At 68.7% G+C, this 19,287-nt stretch carries 17 protein-coding genes and 1 pseudogene; 6 read left to right on the top strand and 12 right to left on the bottom strand.

Annotation, left to right across the window (positions count from 1 at the left end; all coding sequences use genetic code 11):
• From ACFV9D_RS19850 to ACFV9D_RS19835, 4 genes are all read right to left on the bottom strand, one after another.
• A complete protein-coding gene (locus ACFV9D_RS19850; protein WP_385147474.1) occupies positions 1-807 on the bottom strand; it encodes an amidohydrolase family protein in 807 nt (268 codons plus the stop codon).
• A gap of 17 nt (positions 808-824) precedes the next feature.
• Positions 825-2,000: an alpha/beta hydrolase gene (locus ACFV9D_RS19845; RefSeq protein ID WP_385147471.1), complete on the bottom strand. Its 1,176-nt coding sequence runs from the start codon at positions 1,998-2,000 to the stop codon at positions 825-827.
• A gap of 725 nt (positions 2,001-2,725) precedes the next feature.
• Positions 2,726-4,228: an FAD-dependent monooxygenase gene (locus ACFV9D_RS19840; RefSeq protein ID WP_385147468.1), complete on the bottom strand. Its 1,503-nt coding sequence runs from the start codon at positions 4,226-4,228 to the stop codon at positions 2,726-2,728.
• 320 nt (positions 4,229-4,548) lie between these two features.
• Positions 4,549-5,346 (bottom strand): TetR/AcrR family transcriptional regulator, encoded by a 798-nt coding sequence (locus ACFV9D_RS19835; protein ID WP_385147466.1) that lies wholly within the window; start codon positions 5,344-5,346, stop codon positions 4,549-4,551.
• Positions 5,347-5,947: 601 nt separating this feature from the next.
• Here ACFV9D_RS19835 and ACFV9D_RS19830 point away from each other — a divergent pair.
• The gene (locus ACFV9D_RS19830; protein WP_385147729.1) at positions 5,948-7,339 is read left to right on the top strand and encodes an MFS transporter; all 1,392 of its coding nucleotides are present in this window, start codon (positions 5,948-5,950) and stop codon (positions 7,337-7,339) included.
• A 192-nt stretch (positions 7,340-7,531) separates the two neighbouring features.
• Here ACFV9D_RS19830 and ACFV9D_RS19825 read toward each other — a convergent pair whose 3' ends face one another.
• Both ACFV9D_RS19825 and ACFV9D_RS19820 read right to left on the bottom strand, forming a co-directional pair.
• Entirely contained in the window at positions 7,532-8,551 is a 1,020-nt protein-coding gene (locus ACFV9D_RS19825; protein ID WP_385147463.1) for an alpha/beta hydrolase, read from the bottom strand.
• A gap of 166 nt (positions 8,552-8,717) precedes the next feature.
• Positions 8,718-9,374, bottom strand: coding sequence for a TetR/AcrR family transcriptional regulator (locus tag ACFV9D_RS19820; RefSeq protein WP_385147460.1), 657 nt, complete (start codon positions 9,372-9,374; stop codon positions 8,718-8,720).
• Positions 9,375-9,510: 136 nt separating this feature from the next.
• Between ACFV9D_RS19820 and ACFV9D_RS19815 the strand changes: the two genes are divergently transcribed.
• The 3 genes from ACFV9D_RS19815 to ACFV9D_RS19805 all read left to right on the top strand — a co-directional run bounded on the left by ACFV9D_RS19815 (position 9,511) and on the right by ACFV9D_RS19805 (position 12,115).
• Positions 9,511-10,644, top strand: a complete 1,134-nt coding sequence (locus ACFV9D_RS19815; RefSeq protein WP_385147457.1) for a VOC family protein — start codon at positions 9,511-9,513, stop codon at positions 10,642-10,644.
• Positions 10,641-11,585: a fumarylacetoacetate hydrolase family protein gene (locus ACFV9D_RS19810; protein ID WP_385147454.1), complete on the top strand. Its 945-nt coding sequence runs from the start codon at positions 10,641-10,643 to the stop codon at positions 11,583-11,585. Before ACFV9D_RS19815 ends, ACFV9D_RS19810 begins: the two co-directional genes overlap by 4 nt.
• 176 nt (positions 11,586-11,761) lie before the next feature.
• A complete protein-coding gene (locus tag ACFV9D_RS19805) occupies positions 11,762-12,115 on the top strand; it encodes a DoxX family protein (RefSeq protein ID WP_385147451.1) in 354 nt (117 codons plus the stop codon).
• A 79-nt stretch (positions 12,116-12,194) separates the two neighbouring features.
• Here the strand turns inward: ACFV9D_RS19805 and ACFV9D_RS19800 are convergent, their stop codons facing one another.
• The 3 genes from ACFV9D_RS19800 to ACFV9D_RS19790 form a co-directional block, all read right to left on the bottom strand.
• Positions 12,195-12,587 (bottom strand): hypothetical protein, encoded by a 393-nt coding sequence (locus ACFV9D_RS19800; protein WP_385147449.1) that lies wholly within the window; start codon positions 12,585-12,587, stop codon positions 12,195-12,197.
• Between the two features lie 15 nt (positions 12,588-12,602).
• On the bottom strand, positions 12,603-13,430 hold the full coding sequence (locus tag ACFV9D_RS19795; RefSeq protein ID WP_385147446.1) for a low temperature requirement protein A: 828 nt from the start codon (positions 13,428-13,430) through the stop codon (positions 12,603-12,605).
• Positions 13,431-13,513: 83 nt separating this feature from the next.
• Complete coding sequence (locus ACFV9D_RS19790) at positions 13,514-14,473, bottom strand: zinc-binding alcohol dehydrogenase family protein (RefSeq protein ID WP_385147444.1); 960 nt, start codon at positions 14,471-14,473, stop codon at positions 13,514-13,516.
• Positions 14,474-15,109: 636 nt separating this feature from the next.
• On the opposite strand from ACFV9D_RS19790, the gene ACFV9D_RS19785 reads away from it, so the two are divergent.
• Complete coding sequence (locus tag ACFV9D_RS19785; protein ID WP_385147441.1) at positions 15,110-16,396, top strand: MFS transporter; 1,287 nt, start codon at positions 15,110-15,112, stop codon at positions 16,394-16,396.
• 904 nt (positions 16,397-17,300) lie between these two features.
• Here ACFV9D_RS19785 and ACFV9D_RS19780 read toward each other — a convergent pair.
• A complete protein-coding gene (locus ACFV9D_RS19780) occupies positions 17,301-17,699 on the bottom strand; it encodes a PIN domain-containing protein (RefSeq protein WP_385147438.1) in 399 nt (132 codons plus the stop codon).
• Positions 17,696-17,980: a hypothetical protein gene (locus tag ACFV9D_RS19775; RefSeq protein WP_385147435.1), complete on the bottom strand. Its 285-nt coding sequence runs from the start codon at positions 17,978-17,980 to the stop codon at positions 17,696-17,698. Before ACFV9D_RS19775 ends, ACFV9D_RS19780 begins: the two co-directional genes overlap by 4 nt.
• A 575-nt stretch (positions 17,981-18,555) precedes the next feature.
• Here ACFV9D_RS19775 and ACFV9D_RS19770 point away from each other — a divergent pair.
• Positions 18,556-18,711: pseudogene (locus tag ACFV9D_RS19770) on the top strand (TerC family protein); the annotation flags it as partial.
• Here the strand turns inward: ACFV9D_RS19770 and ACFV9D_RS19765 are convergent.
• A complete protein-coding gene (locus ACFV9D_RS19765; protein WP_385147433.1) occupies positions 18,695-19,285 on the bottom strand; it encodes a hypothetical protein in 591 nt (196 codons plus the stop codon). The pseudogene ACFV9D_RS19770 and the gene ACFV9D_RS19765 overlap by 17 nt on opposite strands.
• Positions 19,286-19,287 lie beyond the last annotated feature (2 nt).

Below are 19,287 nucleotides of genomic sequence, written 5' to 3'. Positions count from 1 at the left end.
TCAGCGCCAGCCGATCCAGTCGGCCACGGCGCGGCCCATGACCAGCTCCAGGTCGCGGCCCCGCAGCCAGGGCAGCTCCTCGGTGAACATCGTCACCGACTCGCGCCATGTGCAAGGGAGACGCGTGATGTCCGTACCCCAGAACATCCGCTCGGCGCCGAACGCGTCGAAGACCTGGCGCAGCACACCATGCGTGCTGGCGAAGGGGTACGGGTCCGTCGCCATGCCCGGTACGCCCGTCGCCTTCACTCCGATGTTGGGGTGGCGCGCGAGGGCGAGGAGGGTGTCGAGGTGTGTGGCTGCCTCGGGCATCTTCTCGAACGGGTTGACCGCGAGATGGTCGATCATCAGACGCATCTGCGGGTACCGCGCGGCGATGTCACCGACGGCAGGCAGGTAGGGAGGCATCACCATGAGCGCCATGGCGATCCCGCGGCGGTCGGCGGCAGCCCACAGCCAGTCGAGCCCGCCCGAGGCGAGGCGTTCGGCCATCTCCGGGGCCGCCAGCATGAAGCGCAGCCCCAGCATGCCGGGTTTGTCCAGCCACGCGTCGACGAGGGACTCGTCCGCGGCCTCGTCGAGGGGGAACCAGCCAAGGGTCGCGAACCGCTCGGGGTGGCCCTTCGCCGCCTCCACCGCGTAGTCGTTCGCGCCCGCGTCCCAGATGGCCGGACAGTTGACGGCGCGGTCCACGCCGGCCTCGTCCATGTCGCGCAGGGCGGCTTCGATGGTGTACGGCGCGCGCCAATGGTGCGGGGGCGCGTTCTCGCCGGCCCAGAGGTGGATCTGTGCGTCGATGATCTGCATGGGTGCGTTCCCTCGTGTCAGTTCGTGATCTCGTGGCTCGGGGTGCCGCACAGGCGTGCCCGCGTCCAGTCGGCGATGAGCGTGTCGCGGTCGTGCTTGTGGTTGTAGACGCAGTGGTTGCCGTCGGAGAAGACGACCATCTGCTTGTCGTCCGTGGGGACGCCCTGCAGCAAGAGCTGTGCAAGGTCCATCGAGACCATGGGGTCCTCGCCGCCCTGCACGACCAGCAGCGGATAGCCGGCGTTGGGTCCTTCGGCGAGGGGGGTGACGGTCTTCCAGACGTCTACCGCCCGCTCCGCGTCCTCGGTTCCGCAGGCGGCCACCATCTTCGAGAAGAACGTGCCCATGGTCGGCGGCACGAGCCACGGGGCGTGGATGCCGCCGTTGTCGACGCACGCCCGGATCCGGACGTCCTGCGCGGCTACGGCCATGGCGAAGCTGCCCCCCATGCTGTTGCCGATGAACCCGATCGGCGCGCCCGGCGAGCGCTCGTCGAGGAAGTCGACGGCTCGCCTGTACGCGTTGCGCCACTGCGCCGTCAGGTAGTGCCCGTGCGCCAGCCTCGTCTCGCCCTGCCCCGGGCCGTCGAGCAGCAGCGCGTCGACGCCGCGCGCCGCGAGCGCCTCGCCGAGGCTGTCGAAATCCATGGCCCAGCCCTCGACACCCCCGATGACGATGGCCGAGCCGATCGCGGTCCCGCTCGCGGGAGTGAGCCACCCGACCAAGGGGCCGTGATCGGTTTCGATCGTGACGCGCTCTCGGTCAGCACTCAGTTCGCCGGCTTGTGCGTAGAGTTCGGCGGCCCGCGCGAAGATCGCCCGACGCTCGGTGCTGTCGGACAGCATCATCATCTGACTCATGCGCAGCAGGGCGGACGCACGACGCAGGTAGGCGATCTGGGTGGCCCTCCCGGCGGCGCCCGGAGCTCCATGGACACGGCGCAAGCACACGTCCGCGAGTTCCGTGGCGGCCGAGCGCCAGTCCTGTCCCTCGATCACACGGGCCCGCAGTTCGACGGCATCCGCGTAATCGACGCCATAGCCGGTCGTGCGCGCCAGCGAGAACTGGCGCAGCGCGGCCTGTGATTCGACCGACAGCTTCGACGTGGTCTCCTCCGTCTCCGCGCGGCTGCCGATGAAGTCGCGGGTCACGACCAGGGCCCGACCCTCGGCGACCCCCTGCTGTGGTGACATCCCTGATGCTCCTCTTGTGTGGTGGCTGTCTGGCGCGCAGCGGTACGCCGGGCGGCTATCCGGAGAGCTGCGGCCGGATGAGTTGGGTGTGCTGGTACGGGAGAGTGACCCGGCCGTCCTGAGTGGCGGGTGGCACGGCCCTCGAGTCGCACGGGAGATTCGCGGCGCTCCGTGGCCCTGGGCGCACGTGAATCCGGAACTGGCGTTGGATCTGATTGCCATGCCTGCGGGGCATCCACCCCGGTTCGTCAGCTTCCCGGGGTACTGCCAAAGGGCAAGGTTTTGATTACACCGTATCCATAACGCTGGGTGAGTGCAACGGGCGGGATGGAGTCATTGCGACTCACTGGCCGACCGGGGGATGTTCTTGATCGCGACGCCTGCCTCGCCGAACGCGAAAGCGGCTGGTCGCGCTGGGCAGAAGGGGGGCGGCAGACTGGGCGACGTTCAATGCCGCTCGACCGGCTGCGGGCCGGATTCGCCCCTGGGGGCGCCCGCCAGGCGGGGTGCCCCCATGGTTCACCGGCGCGCACAAGGAATGGGGGCGCTTACCCGGTCTGCCGGTTCTGAGGCCGACTGCCTGTAGCCGTATGCCCAGCCCAGTCCAGCCCAGTCCAGCCCAGCCGTGTCGAGTGCGAGTGGGGCGGCCGTGTCGTCTGCCCCACGCCTGATGGCGCCCCCCCTGGCCCGACAGCGCTGTCGGGAGTCGGGGCGGCTCTGCTGAGTCACCTCGGAGTGAATGCCTCGGCCGCGGTGGCGAAAGAGGCCGTCCAGTCGGTCCTGATGATGCCGGCGATGTATCCGTCCGGCCGGATCAGGATCAGCGCGTCGCCGTCCACGCCGTAGATGTCGGCCAGTCGGCCAGTGGCGTCGGTGAGGTAGCCGTCGTCGATTCCGGCACCGCTGCGGACGGCGTAGCGGCGCAGTTCGGCACCCTCGGCCGGCCACGTCAGGTTGGGCAGGGCCGCGGTGGCGTTGGGGCCGAAGGCCAGCAGGGTGAAGTGCGGCCCTTGGAAGACGTCGAACAGGCGGCTGGTGCCGGGTGCGGTGCACGGCGCGTCCGGTGCCCGGTCGCCCACGTGCAGGGTCTTGGTGGCCGGAGCGTCAGCGGGGGCGAGTGGACCGCCGTGGTAGGTGAGCCCGAGCTGCCGTTCTTCGTCTCCGCGCTTCAGGCCGGCGACCTTGTGCTTGCTGAGGCTCTTGTAGAGTTCGCTGGACTTGCCGAGGACGCCTGCGGCGATCGGGAGCCGCTCGGCCTCGTAGCTGTCGAGGAGGCTGTCCGGCGCGCCGGCGATCACCTGGCCGAGCTTCCACCCCAGGTTGTAAGCGTCCTGCACGCCGGTGTTGAGGCCCTGCGCACCGGCCGGGGTGTGCACGTGGGCGGCGTCGCCCGCCAGGAAGACCCGGCCCTGGCGGTAGTGCTCCACGAGCCGGACGTTGGGCCTGAACACCGAGGTCCACGTGATGTCGCGGAGCTTGAGGCCCGTGAGCGCGTGGAACTGTTCGGCCAGAGCGGCGTGGTCCAGGTTCGGCGTGTCGCCCTGCTTCAGCCGGATCATCACCTGGAACTGGTCGGAGTGCGGCAGCGGGCACGCTCCTGCGGACGCCCGGGGCCACATGTGCCACCGGTCGCGGGACAGCCCGTCGATCGTGCAGTCGATGATCAGGGTCTTGTCGGAGTCGTCGGTCTCCCCGACGAAGCCGAGGCCGGTGGCCGCGCGGACGGCGCTCGCGCCGCCGTCTGCGCCGACGAGGTACTTGCTGCGTACCCGCTCGCCGGTGGAGAGCGTTGCGGTGACGCCGTCGGCGTCCTGCTCGAAGCCCTCCAGGGCGACCCCGTACTCGATGCGCAGTCCGAGGCGTTCGAGCAGACGGTGCAGGATGGCGTCGGTGCGGTGCTGTGGCAGCAGGAGGATGTTCGGGTACGGCACGTCCGGGGTCGGCTTGTTCCGCTGTTGCATCCGCCAGGGCGCGGTGACGGGCCCGAGGTGGAGGCCCGCGAGCGGGTAGGGGCCGCCCTCCGCGTGCGCCTCGTGAAGCACGCCGAAGTCCTCGAGCACCTCCTGGGTGCGGGGCTGGATTCCCTTGGCGCGGGAGCCCTCGAAGGCCTGCGGCGCCTTGTTGACGACACGGACGCGAAGACCGCGCCGCAACAGGTCGGCCGCCAGGGTCGAGCCGGTGGGGCCCGCTCCGGCGACGAGGACGTCGATGTCGTGGGGTTCTGTCATGGTGATCGACCTCAATCGATTCTTTCGAGCAGGGCGGCGAGTGGCCGCGCTGCACTGGGGGGGTTTTCGAACTGGACCACGTGTCCGCACTCGGCGGCGGTTGGCCCTCGGCTGGATGGAGCAGTTCCCGGTCGGCGTCGACACGTCTGGTTCACGCCGCCTCCCAGATATTGGATACGCCGTAGCCAATACTTTCGGATACACCGTAACCGTTTATGGGGGAGGGGGCAAGCGGGGTGCGTCGAGTAAGCGCGGCATCCCGGCGTCCCCGCAGGGCGCGGACCAGGTCATGGCTGTAGTTGATCGGTAGGCATGGCCTGTCAGGCGGCCGGATCATTCTGTGCGGGGCCTCGCGGGACTCGCCAGGTTTGGTGCCTGCCGGGCTTTGCGGAGTCCTGAGGCTGCGCGCGTGCGGCCCGCTCCAGACCGTCGAGGAGCAGGTTCAGGCCGAACCGGAACTCCTCGTGCAGCGTCACGGAGGTCAGCTCATCGGCGGCCGCTGTTGTCGCTGGGTACGTGGCTGGGTCGAGTGAGCGGTAGTAGCCCCGGAGCTGCAGTTGACCCTCGTGATTTGGCGTTCCGGGGCTGTGCTGCTGGATGGCGAAGCCGATCACGTAGTGGCCGATGGCGGTGAACGCGCGGGCGGTCAGGGGGACCGAGAATCCGTGTCTCAGGAACAATCCGCCGAGCCATTCTCTGGCGCGGAGGCCGCTGGGGCCTACGGGGACCTGGGAGGCGAGTAGGGGTATTGCGTGGGGGTGTCGGCGAAGGGTGTCGTGGAGAGCATCTGCGGCGACAGTTACGGCTTCCCGCCATGGGAGGCCCTCCAGCTCCTCGGGAGTGATGCGAACTTCGCCCAGGATTCTCTCCGCTACGAGAGTGAGGATTTCGTCCTTGCTGTTGAAGCGGCGGTAGAGCGTCGCCGTGCCGGATCCGAGGGTCTCGGCGAGCGTACGGAGGGTCAGCGCCTGGATCCCGGCGTCGTCGATGAGCTTCAGGGCCGCGTCGACGATCCGGCCGACCTCCGTCTGCGGGCGTCCACGCTGATGTGTCAGGGCAGGTGCCCGGCATGACCACCAGGCGGGACCGCCTGGAACGGGCTGAGCCTCCGAGGTCATGCAGTGGCCCCCTTCGGTGGTCGGTCCCTGGACTTGCCTGCCCGGGAGTTCCTGGTGCGGCCTCCAGGTGTCGGCGTCGCTGGATGCTGGTCGTATCCGTTGACTGTGCTCGCTGTCGTGCGCCGCCGCCGCAGGCGCAGCTCGCCCTGGGGGCACCCCGCAGACCTTAACGGTTACAATGTTGCCGTTATGTCGGGCTGTGTCAATGAAGCCACAACGCTGTGAGCCCAGTGACGGTCCCGTGCGGCGGTACGTCAGTCGAGTCGCCGCGGTCGGCGTCGCTCCGACCCGTACTGCCTCCGCGTGGAACTTGGACTCGAATTCCACCGCGGCCCAACTGGGCATAGCCGGCGGGCCCGAGGCCGCTTCTATAGGGCGCGCCTATCCCCGGCGTGCAATGTGCGACTTGGACGCACGTCTTGCGGGGGTGGCACCCTGCTGCAGCGCCAAAGACGCTGTCACCGCGGATCCGGGCTTATGCGTGGACGGTCGCCCGGAGGCACCTATGCCAACGGGGCGTGTCTGCTGTCACCAGCGGTCCGGTGGTCAGCTGACGAGCTCGCGCTGGGTGACGGTAGACGGCACAGCGTCCGAAATCGTGATGGCACCTTCCGCGCATTCATCCCTCGACGATGAGGACTATGCAATGACACGGTTTCAACCGCTGCGTGGCAAGAGATTGAGGGCCTTCGTGCCCGGTTTCTGCTGCCTGATCATCTTCTTCGACGGATACGACGTCTCGGTTTTCGGCGCCACCATCCCCGCGCTGCTGAAGTATCGGCAATGGGATCTCGATGCGGCAGAGGTCGGCGTGATCGCGAGTCTTGGTCTGGTCGGCCTGCTGCTCGGGTCGCTGCTGTGTGGTTTCGCGACGGATCTGTTGGGTCGCAAGCGCATGCTGATCCTCTGTACCAGCTGGTTCTCCCTCTGCATGCTCGCGTGCGCCGCCGCGCCGACGAGTGAGCTGTTCGGACTCTTCCGCTTCCTCGGTGGTATCGGTCTCGGCGGCGTGATACCCGTCTGCATCGCGCTGGCTGTCGAGTTCGCCCCGCAGTCGCGTCGCTACCTGTTCAACGCGATCGGGAACGCCGGCTTCGCGGTGGGGGCCATCGCGTCGGCGTTGCTCAGCATCTCCATCACGCCGGAGTTCGGGTTCCGGCCGATGTACGCGATCGCGGGTGTGCCGCTTCTGCTCGTCCCGGTCGCGGCGATCATGCTGCCCGAGTCGGTGGACTTCCTGGTGGCCAAGGGACGGATCCGCGAGGCGCAGGAGGTGGCTCGGCGCTGCGACCTTCCGGTTCCCTCGTCCGACGCAGGGGCCCGCCGGCCGGAATCCGAGGCAGGCGGTTGGACGGGTCTGCGCGCGCTGGCACGGCGGCCGTTGCTCGGAAATCTCGTGCTGTTCGGCGTCGTGGGGCTTGTCGGGCAGGTATTCATCTACGGCCTCAACACCTGGTTGCCGCAGATCATGGTGTCGGCCGGATACGGTGTGGCGTCTTCCCTGGGTTTCCTCGCGACGATGTCTGTGGGCGCGATTGTCGGCAGTGTGACCATGTCGGTGTTCGCCGATCGCGTCGGTCCTCGCCGCGTCCTGATCGTGGGCTTCGGCATTGGCGTGATCGCGTTGGGCGTACTGAGTGTCGGACCACCCGCCGTGGCCGTCTACGCGGCGGTGGCCCTCGCCGGCGTCGGTGGGACCGGAACGGCCGCGATCGTGAACGCGTTTGTCGGCACCTGGTTTCCGCCGGCCGTCCGTGCCTCGGCTGTGGGTTCGTACTTTGCGGTGTCGCGGCTCGGGAGTGTCCTCGGTCCGCTGCTGCTCGGCTGGATCATCGCGACCGGCTTGCCAGTGCGTTGGACCTTCTACACCCTGATGGCTCCCACGGCGGTGGGCGTGCTCCTGGTCCTGCTGCTCCCGCGCGGGCACGCGGACGGCCGTCCGCTGGAACCGGCCGGGGGACGTCGAACACGATCCGCGTCAGCGCTGGATTGAGCGAACGCACGTCACGAACAGGGGAGTCGTCATCGGGGCACGAATCCCGAGTCGCGCAGGCTGCCGATGTTCGCAGCCGTCGGCGTGGGATCCGTCGTGGATGCCCTGGCCGAGCACGGGATCGACGGGGTCATCGCAGGCAGACAGGCAGACAGCACCCCTCGCCCGCAAACGGGCGGGTGATCCTGGTGGCTACGGTGTGGTCATGGCGTTGCGGAGGGCATCGAGCGCGGTGTTCCGAAAGGCTGTCATCGACGATGCCTTGCCGTCGAGCAACTCGTCGGCACCGTGGTACATGCCTGGTTCGATGTGCAGTTCGCACGCGACGCCGGCATCGTGCAGGCGGTGGGCGTACTCGACATCTTCGTCGTGGAACAGGTCGATGTCGCCGACGCCGATCCACGCGGGCGGCAGCCCCGTGAGGTCACCACGTCGTGCCGCTGCGATGTAGGGACGTTCGTCCCGCTCCGCGGGCGGCCGACCGAGATAGGCGGTCCAGGCGAAGAGGTTCGACGCCGGTGTCCAGGTGTAGACACCAGGGTCGTGAGCCTCGGCGCGCAGGACGGTGCGGTCGTCGAGCATCGGGTAGATCAGCAACTGGAAGCGGACCGGGAGACCGGTGTCGTGAGCCCGTTGGGCCACGGTGGCGGCCAGCCCACCGCCGGCGCTCTCGCCGCCGACGATGATGCGCGCGGGATCGATGCCGAGGTCGGTGGCGTTGTCGTGCAGCCAGCGCAGGGCGCTGTAGCAGTCGTTGAGCGCGGCCGGGTAGGGGTTCTCCGGTGCCAGCCGGTACTCGACGGTGATGACGAGCACGCCGAGTTCCTCGGCGACGCGGCTGCACCACGCATGGGCCTGCCGGGCGGAGCCCATGATGGTTCCGCCGCCGTGGATCCACAGCAGAGCTCCGCTCGGGGTGGGGCGGTTGGGCGCCTGGTAGGTCAGCACGGTGACGGCGGGCTCGGTGGCTGTGGGGGCCACGGTCCGCTGTTCGACGTCGATGCCGGATCTGACAGAGCTGCCGGGGATGGACACCAGGCGGCGGCCCACCGCCAGAGCGGCGGCGTTGGTGAAGTTCAGCGGCAGATACAGCACGGGGTGCCGCAGCTCGGGCGGGATCGTGGCGAGGGCACGGTGGCGTGCGGCGATTCCCACGGCCGCTGTCACGGCAGCAGTGGTGCCGAGTACGCCAAGGGCGCGTCGGAGTGTCATGTGGTGCGCCTTCCATAGAGGCGGACGGGTTCGATCAGGCCGTGAGTGCTGTGATGAAGCCCGGATCCACAGCGAGGCCCGAGAGGGCGGTTTCGGTCATGCGGCCCGGGCCGTGCCGGATCAATGGCACAGCACACGTGCTCTCCGGCGTTGTGATGCTGAGGCCTCAGGCGACGGCGCCCAGTCGGGTAACTGCGGCCTCGAGGTCGGGCAGGGGACGTCGGCTGATCTCGTGCGCTTCGTCCGCAGGGAGACCGAGCATACGCAGCAGGTCGTCGGCGACCTGGTCGGTGGCGTCGGCGTCGTCCCGCTCGGGGTGGTCGTGCAGGAGTTGGCCGAGGCAGAGCGCGGAGCCCGCGACGACGACCAGGGCGAGTTCGGGCTCGCGCACGCTGAACCGGCCCACGCGGACCCCGTCCTCGATGTCGCGGAGAGCGCGGGGGGCGACGCCCCTGTCCGACCCGGCCAGCGCTAGCCCGTTGGCCAGCAGGACCTTGCTGAGCTGCGGCCGGCATCGGTGCAGACGCCCCGTCAGGCGGAAGCTCTGCGCGAACACCTGCGCCGGGTCCGAGAGATCTGCGGTCAGAAGGTCGAGCAAGTCCCCGTAGACCTCGAGGGCGTCCTCGATGGCCGCCTGATACAGCTGCTCCTTGCTCTCGAAGTGGTTGTAGAAGGTCCCCATCCCCACATCGGCGGCCTGCGTGATCTCCAGGATCGGGACGTTCATGTTGTCGGCCGCGATGAAGCCCTTGGCAGCTTCGATGAGGGCCGCACGGGTGCGTGCCTTGCGCCGCTCCAGCCGGCCCGTGACGTCCGTCGCCATACCTACTCCCCTCTTCCGCACCAATCCACTCCTCAGTCTAGCCGCAATCTTCAGCAGTGAAGAAATCGTCACTTCACTTGACTGACGATGCCATCGAAGATGACGATATCGTCAGTAGAGGGAAAGGGGCGCGATCATGAACGGCCAGAGGGACCCGCACACCGATCTGCACAGTGAGCAGGGCGCGATGCGGGGCGAGCACACGGGCAGGGCGCGCGATCCGATCGTCAAGGTGCACGACCTCGCTTGGGTGGAGTTCGAGAAGCCCGACCTGAAGCGGGCTGAGCTGTTCGCCCGCGCCTTCGGCTTCACCACGTCACTGCGCACGGTGAACGAGCTGCAGCTGCGGGGCACCGACCCAGGTTCGCCCTGTGTGATCATCCGCCGCGGCTCCCGGTCACGGTTCGTCGGATCGGCTTTCCGGGCCGCTGACGACACGGACGTCCTGCGGCTCGCGGACGCGACCGGACGTAAGGTCGCCAGGCTGCCGGAGAGCCTGGGCGGGGTCACCGTCGACCTGACCGACCCGAGCGGGTTCGGGGTACGAGTCGTGTCGGGCACGCACAGGCTGCCGGCGCTGCCCGGGCAGGAGCCGCTGGAGTTCAACTTCGGACACGACGCCACGCGGGTGAACGCCGGCCAGCGACCCCCTCGGGAGCCGGTGAAGGTTCAGCGGCTCGGTCACGTGGTCCTGCAGACGACCAAGTTCCGTGAGGCGCTCGACTGGTACCTGCAGCACCTCGGCCTGATCGTCAGCGACTTCCAGTACTTCGAGGGGCAGCGGGAGCGCGGGCCGGTCATGGGCTTCATCCGCTGCGACCGTGGCAGCACCCCCACCGACCATCACACCGTGGCGATGAACCTCGGCCCGACGAACAAGTACATGCACTCCGCGTACCAGGTCGCCGACCTTGACTCGCTGGCCGCCGGCGGCCAGTACCTGCTCGAACGGGGCTACCGCCGGTCCTGGGGCATAGGCCGGCACATCGACGGCAGTCAGATCTTCGACTACTGGCGTGACCCGGACGGGTTCCTCGTCGAGCACTTCAGTGACGGTGACCTGTTCGACTGCACCCTCGAAGCCGGCTGGGCGCCCCTCCGCAAGTCACGCCTGTACCAGTGGGGGCCGACGCCCTCCAAGGACTTCCTCGGCATCAAGCCGGGCCGGGAATCGCTGCGCGAGCTGCGCGCGATGGTCGGTGCGCTGGGCGAGGACAACGAGTTCGACCGAGACGCCCTTCGCGGCCTGATGAAGGTAGCCACCTCATGAGCACCACCGTCCTGCGTACCGCCGACGCCTGGTGGGTCAGCACGCCCTCGGGCGCCGCCCGAGTGGAGACCGGCGCCACCACCACCGCCGAACTCCTCGCCGACCGCGAGGCAGTTGCCGCGGCAGCCACGAGCAGCAGCGGCCACGTCGCCGTCGCCGATCTCGCACTGGTCTCGCCGGTCAGCGCGGCCGGCCGTGTCGTCGCCCAGATGACGAACTTCGTCTCGCACGTCAGGGACACCAACGGCAACCCGGAAGCCGTGCCGCTCACGTTCTTCCGCAAGGCGTCCGGATCCATCAGCGGCCCTCTCGACGACGTGATCCGGCCCAGCCATGTGCGCCTGCTCGACTACGAGGCCGAGATCGGTCTCGTCATCGGTCGGGAGATGCCGGTCGGCACGAGAATCACCCAGGAGAACCTCTCCGACTACGTCGTCGGCCTCGTCGTGACCAACGACGTCTCGGCCCGTGATGTCCAGTTGCCCCAGACGCAGTTCTACGAGGCCAAGTCCTACCCGACCTTCACTCCCGTCGGCCCCGCGCTGGTGCTGGTGGATGCGGACGAACTCAAGCGCTTCACCGACCTGCGACTCAAGCTGTGGGTCAACGGCGAACTCCGGCAGAACATGACCGCCGCCGACATGATCTACGAGCCCGTCCAGGCTCTGCAGCGCCTGGCCCGCTTCCAGCGGCTCGACCCTGGCGACCTCATCCTGACCGGCACGCCCGTCGGCACCGCCCTCAGTGCCCCGCCGAAGCCCGTCCAACTCCTCGTCTCCCTGCTGCCCGACCACGTCAAATGGCAGCTCTTCTTCAAGGGCCAGGCCAAGAACCCGAAGTACCTCAAGCACGGTGACGTGGTCGAGGTCACCGTGGCCACCGACGACGGCGCTATCGATCTCGGCCGGCAACGCACCGTCGTCAAGGACGCTGACGAGTGAGCGCCTGTTACGGGGGAGGTGACCGAGCAGCAGGGTCTCCAGGGTTGCTCGACATGAAGGCCCGCGACCGACGACGGATCGGTCCAGGGCCGCACGGTCACCTCAGGCGCCAACAACGTCACCTCGCCACGGTCCCGAGCCGCTAGAACGATCGCAGAGAAAGAGCAGATCACCACATGAACGTCACATCCATCGTCCTCGCCGTACTGCTGGCGGTGTTTTTCCTCCCCCTGGGCACGGCCAAGATGCTCGCCCTGCCGCAGATGCGTGAACTGGCCGCCGAGAGCGGCATGTCCGTCACGGTCTACCGGCGCATCGGTGCGCTGGAGATGGCCGGCGCGGCCGGGCTGCTGCTTGGGCTGGCCGTACCGTTGCTCGGCCTCCTTGCCGGCGGCGGACTCTTGCTCCTGCTCATCGGCGCCGTTCTCACTCACCTGCGCAAGGGAGACGGACCGCAGAAGTACGCTGCGGCGGTGGTCACCGGTCTCCTGGTTGCCGCCTACCTGGCCACACACCTGGCCGCCTCGTAAGAACAGGCCATGCTCCTCCATGAGCCCGGCAACGACCTGCGCTCCGCATGGTCGCGCCATGGAGAGTCGGGCACCGTGATCAGCCAGTGTGCCGTGTACCGCCGGCTCCGGGTGCGGAGCGGGCCGCTCGCGCGGCCGGCCATCGGCCGCACAGGAGCTGCCAACCGATGAGCGCGGCGACCACCCACGCCAGCCAGGGGGCGGGCAGCCGGCTGCCGAACGCGCCCAACAGCGGTGGAATGGCCAGGCCGGGGACGGCCCAGGCGAGCAGAGGTACACGCGTACCGGTGGTGGCTAGGGCGGCGACGACGGCCAGGGCGGTATACGCGGTGGCGGAGCCGGTGAGGAGCCAGCGTGCCGCGTCCGTCAGCGGGTGGTCCGCGTGCTCGACGGCCATGCCCAGGGCGGCGGCGAGGGCGGCGATGACGGCGGTGGTCAGCCCGTGCAGCGGCATGATCAGGCGCACGGGCAACGCCCGCGCCCCTAGCTACGGAATGCCCGCGAAGCCCCGTACGAGGCCGAGCGCCCACAGGCCGATCAAGCACATGAACGCGCCAAGCGACGTGGCGACGACCGGCGCGGTCCAGGGAACCTCGGACAAGGCCGTGACGGTCTGAATGACACCCTCACCGAGGATGATGATCACGTACAGCCCGAGCCGTTCAGCCATGTGCGGCAGACGGACGCGGGCGGCGACGGCCGTCGCCTGCCTGGCGGGTCCGCGGCCGGGGCCGCTGCGGGCGCGGGAGCGCTCGATGCGCGCGAGGGTGTCGGAGAGCATCCGCGAACCGGAGACGGTGAACAGGACGATGAAGTCCAGGGCGATGCCCAGCGCCCACAGCCAGGAACGCAGCGCTCCGTCGGTCCACAGCGAGGCGATCCAGGGCAAGGTGCCCACCCCCGCCTGTGCCAGGGGCCAGTCCACGACCACGGTCCCCGGACGCCACACGCGCCCCGCCAGCAGGCGCAACAGGATGTAGGCGACGGTGAAGGCCGTCGCATGACTCGTGGGCAGGCCGGTGGCGGAGGCGGCGAGGACGGCCATTCCGGCCATGCCCAGCAGCAGTGTCGTGATCCGGGCCCGCTCTCCCTGGACGCTGCTGTAGACCGTCAGGCCTGTCCAGGCGGTCCAGAAGGCGAAGTAGGCCAGCGTGTACAGGGCGAGGCCGTCCAGGGTGGGCCCGTCGTGCAGGAGGTGAGTGAGCAGGCCGATACCCGCGACGACGACCAGATCGAGGAAGAGCTCGATCCAGCTCGCCTCCTCCCTGACGGCGGGGAGGGGGGCCTCGGGGGCGCCAGGGGCACCGTGGGGCATGGGAGTCCTTGGGGTGTGCTGCCGCCGGGCGGCGGATTCATCACCGCCGCCCGGCCGCACCGCGTGGGCAATCGTGGTTGGATTCAGCCCTCGACCAGAACGGGGCGCGGACCGGGCTGCGATGCCGTCCATGCCTCGGCTACCTGGGACAATGGGTACGCGCGGGCATGGACCCGCACCTTCCCCCCGACGATCAGCTGGATGTAGGCAGGCACCTCGGCGATGTAGCGGCGCATGTCGAAGGAGCCGATGCCGCTGCCGCGGAGTCGGATGGGTCGGCTTCGCAGCAGCGAGGCGGGTACAGCGGAATGCTCCCCGGCCACGGATCCGATCTCGACGTAGTCCGTGGCGCCCGCGCCCTGGATACCTGCCAGCGCCTGGAACATCGCTTCAGCCGGGCTGCCCCACAGGAAGTCCAGGACGAGAGCGGGCGCCGTGTCGCCCAGTGTCGCACTGATAGCGGCCGCGTCCAGGCTCGTGTCGCTGACCAGCTCGACGGTTTCGACACCGAACCCGGCCACGCGCTCGAGGTCCGGTCCACCGCGGCCGACGCCGATCACCCGCCGGGCGCCGAGCGCTTGGGCGTTCTGCACGGCGAGGTTGCCAGCGGCGCCGGTCGCTCCGAGAATCAGCACCGATTCCGGAGTGCCGGACTCGTCCGCGTGGGTGACCAGCGGCATCCAGGACGCCATGCCCGGGTTTACCCCCGCCGCCACGGCGACGGGGTCGGCGCCGGGCGGGAGCGGCACGGCCAGCCCCGCAGGGACCGCCATCCGTTCGGCGAAGGTGCCCCAGGGCGGCTCGACTTCGCCTGTGTATACCGCCGTGCCGTCCGCCGTACGCGCTACCGCGTCCACGCCGGGCACCAGCGGCAACTGGCCGGTGCTGCTGTAGTGCTCGCCCGACGCCTTGGACCGCACGACGGGGTGGATCGCTGACGCGACCATGGAGACGACCTGTCGGCCCTGGCCGGCCTCGGGCTCGGGAAAGTCCTGGTACTCGGGGGTGACGCCCCCTGGTGCCGCGACGACTGCTGCCTTCATCACTGCCATCCTTCATCGAGGGGGCGAGATCGCCCGGCTTTCACCGGTCAGCGTTGCGCCTGAGGCGGAGCGGCTCACCCAGGCATTGCGAATACAGCGTAACCATAAAACTTACGCGAATGCACACAAACACGCCTCAAGGTGAAAGGGGTGCAAACCAGACGGGCTGGCTCCTGATGTCGAGGTGATCGTCATTGGTGGCAGCCCCGTCCCGACCATGGAACGTGCCGGCCGATGAAGCCGGGGTGTCCGAGGTTGCGGACCTCGCGGTCAGTACGTGGGCGACCGTCGCTGAGCAATCGGGGGGCCTGTCGCGTCCACGCGTGGGGCCGATGCCGGTCCTGCGGTCAAGGGGCACGTGCGAGGCCGCCATCCAACCTGGTCATCGCCCGAAGGGTCCGTCCTCCTCGCCACCGAGGGGTCTCGACACGGCGCCGCCGGATGTGCGCGCTGCGCCCCTGCCCGAGGTCCGCCGCAGTCCCATAAGCGCCGCCTATGTCACATAGAGGCGGCTGGTCTTGGTGCGCTCGGCCACTTTTGCGGTGCACTTGCGACTGCTGTGTGGCAGGTCACACCGCCCCCTGCGCTTCGCCCTCCCCTTCCCGGCACCGCACTGCCAAGTCTTCTGGAGGACCCGTGCTCAAACCCGGCTCATCGAATCCGCAGGAGCCACTCGCCGCCGCGGCAGACGGACAGGCCGCGGGCGAGGCCAAACTGTCCCGCCGCCTGATGTTCTCGATCGGCGGCTCCCAGTTCGGCATCTCCATCGTGTATGGCGCGGTGCCCGGTGTCCTGCTCGCCCTCCAGATCGAGGACTTGGCGGGCGACGACAAGGCCGCGGTGCTAAGCCTCTTCACGCTCGCCGGTGCCATCGCCGCGTTGGTCGCACAACCCCTGGCCGGCGCGCTGTCCGACCGGACGCGTACCCGCGCGGGAAGCCGTACCCCCTACGTCCTGGGCGGGAGCCTGCTGGCCGCCCCCGTCCTGTGGGCCATGGGCTGGACTCAGTCACTGGTGGTTCTCGGGATTCTCTACGTCACCTCGGAGCTGTTCCTCAGCGCAGCGCAAGGACCCCTGGCCGCAGTACTTCCGGACCGAGTCCCCGCAGAGCGGCGGGGACGCTTCAGTGCCGCCCTCGGCCTCGGAATCCTTCTGGGATCGGCCGGTGGAACCGCGCTTGGTTCGGCGGCCTCGGCCAACCTCCCGATCGCCTACATCGTCGTCGGCTGCATCCCTGCCGCCCTGACTGCCACGCGCCTGTTCGTCGCCCCAGATCCCGACAACAGCTCCGCTGCCCATGCCCTCCCAGGGCGGAGCGGAGCGGGCTGGTGGAAGACCTTCCTCGTGTCACCGAGGGCCCACCCGGACTTCTGGTGGGCCCTCGGCAGCCGCACCCTCACCTACACCGGCTTCTTCACCGTCCACGCCTACAGCCTCTACCTGCTCGACGACTACATAGGGCTAGGGGACGACGCGATCAACATGATGCCGGTCGTCGCAGGCCTCACCGCACTGTGCATCTGTATCTCGACGGTGCCGGCCGGCATCGTGTCGGACCGGGTCGGGCGCCGTAAGATCTTCATTTGCTCGGCATCGGCGGCGATGGCCGGCGGGCTGCTCATCCCGCTCGCCTCACCGACCGTGGCCGGCTACGTGACCATGACCGTCGTCGTCGCGCTGGCCTTCGGATGCTTCGAGTCCGTCGACAATGCGCTTCTGACCCAGGTGTTGCCTCGGTCGAGCTCGTACGCCCAGGACATCGGTGTCCTGAACCTGGCCTCGATCGCGCCGCAGATCCTCGCCCCCGCTCTGGCGGGCGCAATCGTGATGGGGACCGACTCGTACGCACTGCTCTTCCCGCTCGGAGCGGCCTTCACCTTGTTCGGAGGGCTCAGCGTCCTGCGTGTCCGGGGTGTGCGTTGACTGTCGCTGCCCCGTCGCCCGATCTGTGCGCTGCCGCTGCCGCTGTCGGCGCTGGTGAGCAGGGCGCCGTAGCGACACGTGCGGATCTCGACCCCGCAGTGGTGGACCCACGTCCACTCGCCCGCCACGTCGACACCACCATGTCTACGTCCCGCCAGGGGACGGGCAAGGCGGGGCTGCTGACTGGAGCCATGGAAGCTGCGGCCCCGCCCTGCTTGCTGTCTTCACCGGTACGTCTCGGCCGACCGGCCACTCGTGAGAGTGGAGCGGACGGGCCCGTTCAGCGGAGGAGGGAGCGCTGCTGAGGCACGACCGCGGGGAGCCGGGCTATGGATGCTCTCAACCTCGTTCTTCAGTGCCTGTGTTGTATGAGAGTGCTGGTCAGCTTTGTTCGGAGCACGTGGCGCTCTCATTGAATCGCTCGGGCTGTCGGTGGGCGGGGGACATGACACCTGTCGGGCTGTCGCCGGGCGTGGCACAGCCTTGCGCGAGTAATGGGGCACCCGGATCCACCTTGGGCCTCCGCCTGACGGCATGAGCCAGCCGGTCTGGCCTTTGTTCGTAGCGGCGATCCTCAACGACCTCGCGCCGCGGCTTCCCTTGCCGACGGACCCAGCGGTCCAGGGCATCCGCAGCGTGCCGCGCTGCGGACTGGCTGGCATCGGTGGCGGACGAGGTCAGCATGCGGCGGAAACAGCGATGCTATGGGTGGCCTTGTCGCCGGCGGACCTCCCCGAGTCCGTCGCGAACCGACCCTGCGTCCCACGCCTTCCGCGCCGTGGCTGCCTTTCTGGACGATTCTGACTTCGCCGTCCGAGAGGCTGACGCCCATCCAGGGCGAGGCGACGTCCTGGACGCCTGCGTCTGAGGGTGCCGTCGGTCGATCCTGTCGGGGCTGCGTGAGTCAGACCTTCTCGGCTGTCAAACGGGGGTGGTCGGTGGTGAGCATGGCGATGTCCTCGACGTCGGATGTCAGGATCGTGACGCGGCCCGGCTGGGCGAGGGCGGTGGCGCAGAGCATGGCGTCGATGGCGTACTTGTGGCCGTGCAGGCCAGCCGCACGCAGCAGGGTGGCGGCGGACTGAGCGAGAGCGTGGGTGACGGGCTCGACCCGCAGCCGGGAGAGCGTCCACTTCAGTGCGGCGTCGTTGATCCGGGGGTGGATCACCTCGACGAGCACCGCTGCGGAGGTGATCACCGGAAGGTCGGCGTCGCGGGCGGCGGTGAGCCACTCGTGGACCTCGCGGTCGCGTTGCACGGCCTTGGCCAGGCCCTCGCTGTCCAGGATGAGCGCGCCGCTCACGCGGCGGTCCTAGCCTCGGAGGTGGTGCCGCCGGTGAGCTTCGCCCGCTTGGCGGCCACCGCTTCCGGATCGGCGGGGCCGTTGGTCTTGTCGAAGTCGGCGATCAGCTCGTCCAGGTTGTCACGCTCGATCTGTCGTTGCGCGGCCTTCTCCAGATACGCGGACACACCCCGCTTGCCGACGCGCTCACGGATCGCTTGCAGGGTGCCGGCGGTCAGGGAGACGGAGATGCCGCTGCTGGGGCCGTCGCCTGGAGGAAAGTCGGTGTCGTCGTCAGCCATGACAGGAGTATGGCATTTGGAATGCCATAACGCGACATCCTTGCCGGTGGCGGATCTCGGGGCCCTTGCGGAGGGCCACGGCGTGCGTCGAGAGGCTGCACGTAGTGCCCATGGCGCCCGTAGTGCACATTGATCTTGAGCCCGATTTGCGGCATGCAAGTCACTGACCTGCAGATTTCTTCAACCTGTTTTCACGTTGACGTGTTTCCGATGACCCATCATGTCGAGTGCGTGGCGATCCTTGAGCCGGTCAAGAAGGACGCCTGACCTGCGGTTTCGCCAGTGCGCATTATGTGCGGTGTGGGCGTTACGGGCGATATCTTGACGCTGAAGCCCGTGACGCTCGTTCTGACGGGGTGTCACCTGGCTGATCGTGCAGGTCATGCTGGGTGGGGGCGCACTTCCCGGGAGCTGGCTTTGTGGGAACTTGACGAAAATCAGTCGGGTTCCCGTGTCGTTGATTGCGGCGGCAGGCGCGCTGCCGCCGTACTTCGGCGGGCCGAACATCTGGCGGAGCAGGCGCTCAGTAGGTGGGTCCGTACGGGCTCAAGCCGCGCATGAACGGCTTGAGATCCCAGGCATCCCACAAGCTGATCACCCCGGGCATCCCGGAGATCCCGTCACCGGTGAGCCCGGCAGTCATCGTCACGTTCCTGGGCGTGTCCGCCGCACTGAGCATTCGATGGCCAATCCACTCACTGGCCCCACCGGAGATCAGGACTGGCTGTTGAGGTAGCCGATCAGGGTCGCTCCCCACCAGCCGGTCTGGCTGACTGTGGCGGCCACACCGGACTGGATGAGGAGGTGCCGGGGCACCTGTCCGTCCTGGTGCCGCTCCAGGCGCTGGCCGAGCCAGTGCGCGTAGAGGCCGTTCACGGTGACGGCCAGGACGAGGCCGAGTTTCAGCAGGGTGAGCGGTGACTGCAGGTTCGGGCGGAGGAAGAGGCCGGTGACGACGAGGCCGGCGAGGCCGAGCCAGATCGGGACTTGCAGGGTGCAGGCGGTGTTGAGGATGTCGGACAGCCGACGGCGGCCGAGGAGCCACAAGACGGCGAACCAGTCGACGGCGAGGACGGATCCGAGGCCGACGATCAGTGCGGCCACGTGGAAGAAACGGGCCGCGGTCTGCAGGGTGGCGTCGGCATGGACGTGGCCGGACATCCAGCAGGCGCCGGATATGAACGCGGAGCTCACCACGCCCAGCACGGCGAGCTGCCACACAGGGGTGGGTCGGGCCGCCCCCTTCGATCCCGTGCGGTCGACCGGGATCGAAGCAGGCGAGGCCCCGTCGGTGACGAGTTCCACGG

Source organism: Streptomyces sp. NPDC059875, assembly GCF_042731085.1.
In the GTDB taxonomy this organism is placed as follows: domain Bacteria; phylum Actinomycetota; class Actinomycetes; order Streptomycetales; family Streptomycetaceae; genus Streptomyces.
The sequence above is the reverse complement of the archived record's forward strand: the minus strand, read 5'-3'. Positions and strand labels throughout refer to the sequence as shown.

Coding starts and splice junctions, on each gene's coding strand:
- ACFV9D_RS19825 (WP_385147463.1), bottom strand. CDS start 8,551: ATGACACTCCGACGCGCCCTTGGCGTACTCGGCACCACTGCTGCCGTG.
- ACFV9D_RS19835 (WP_385147466.1), bottom strand. CDS start 5,346: ATGACCTCGGAGGCTCAGCCCGTTCCAGGCGGTCCCGCCTGGTGGTCA.
- ACFV9D_RS19820 (WP_385147460.1), bottom strand. CDS start 9,374: ATGGCGACGGACGTCACGGGCCGGCTGGAGCGGCGCAAGGCACGCACC.
- ACFV9D_RS19840 (WP_385147468.1), bottom strand. CDS start 4,228: ATGACAGAACCCCACGACATCGACGTCCTCGTCGCCGGAGCGGGCCCC.
- ACFV9D_RS19795 (WP_385147446.1), bottom strand. CDS start 13,430: ATGCCCCACGGTGCCCCTGGCGCCCCCGAGGCCCCCCTCCCCGCCGTC.
- ACFV9D_RS19815 (WP_385147457.1), top strand. CDS start 9,511: ATGAACGGCCAGAGGGACCCGCACACCGATCTGCACAGTGAGCAGGGC.
- ACFV9D_RS19810 (WP_385147454.1), top strand. CDS start 10,641: ATGAGCACCACCGTCCTGCGTACCGCCGACGCCTGGTGGGTCAGCACG.
- ACFV9D_RS19830 (WP_385147729.1), top strand. CDS start 5,948: ATGGCACCTTCCGCGCATTCATCCCTCGACGATGAGGACTATGCAATG.
- ACFV9D_RS19845 (WP_385147471.1), bottom strand. CDS start 2,000: ATGTCACCACAGCAGGGGGTCGCCGAGGGTCGGGCCCTGGTCGTGACC.
- ACFV9D_RS19850 (WP_385147474.1), bottom strand. CDS start 807: ATGCAGATCATCGACGCACAGATCCACCTCTGGGCCGGCGAGAACGCG.
- ACFV9D_RS19805 (WP_385147451.1), top strand. CDS start 11,762: ATGAACGTCACATCCATCGTCCTCGCCGTACTGCTGGCGGTGTTTTTC.
- ACFV9D_RS19790 (WP_385147444.1), bottom strand. CDS start 14,473: ATGAAGGCAGCAGTCGTCGCGGCACCAGGGGGCGTCACCCCCGAGTAC.
- ACFV9D_RS19775 (WP_385147435.1), bottom strand. CDS start 17,980: ATGGCTGACGACGACACCGACTTTCCTCCAGGCGACGGCCCCAGCAGC.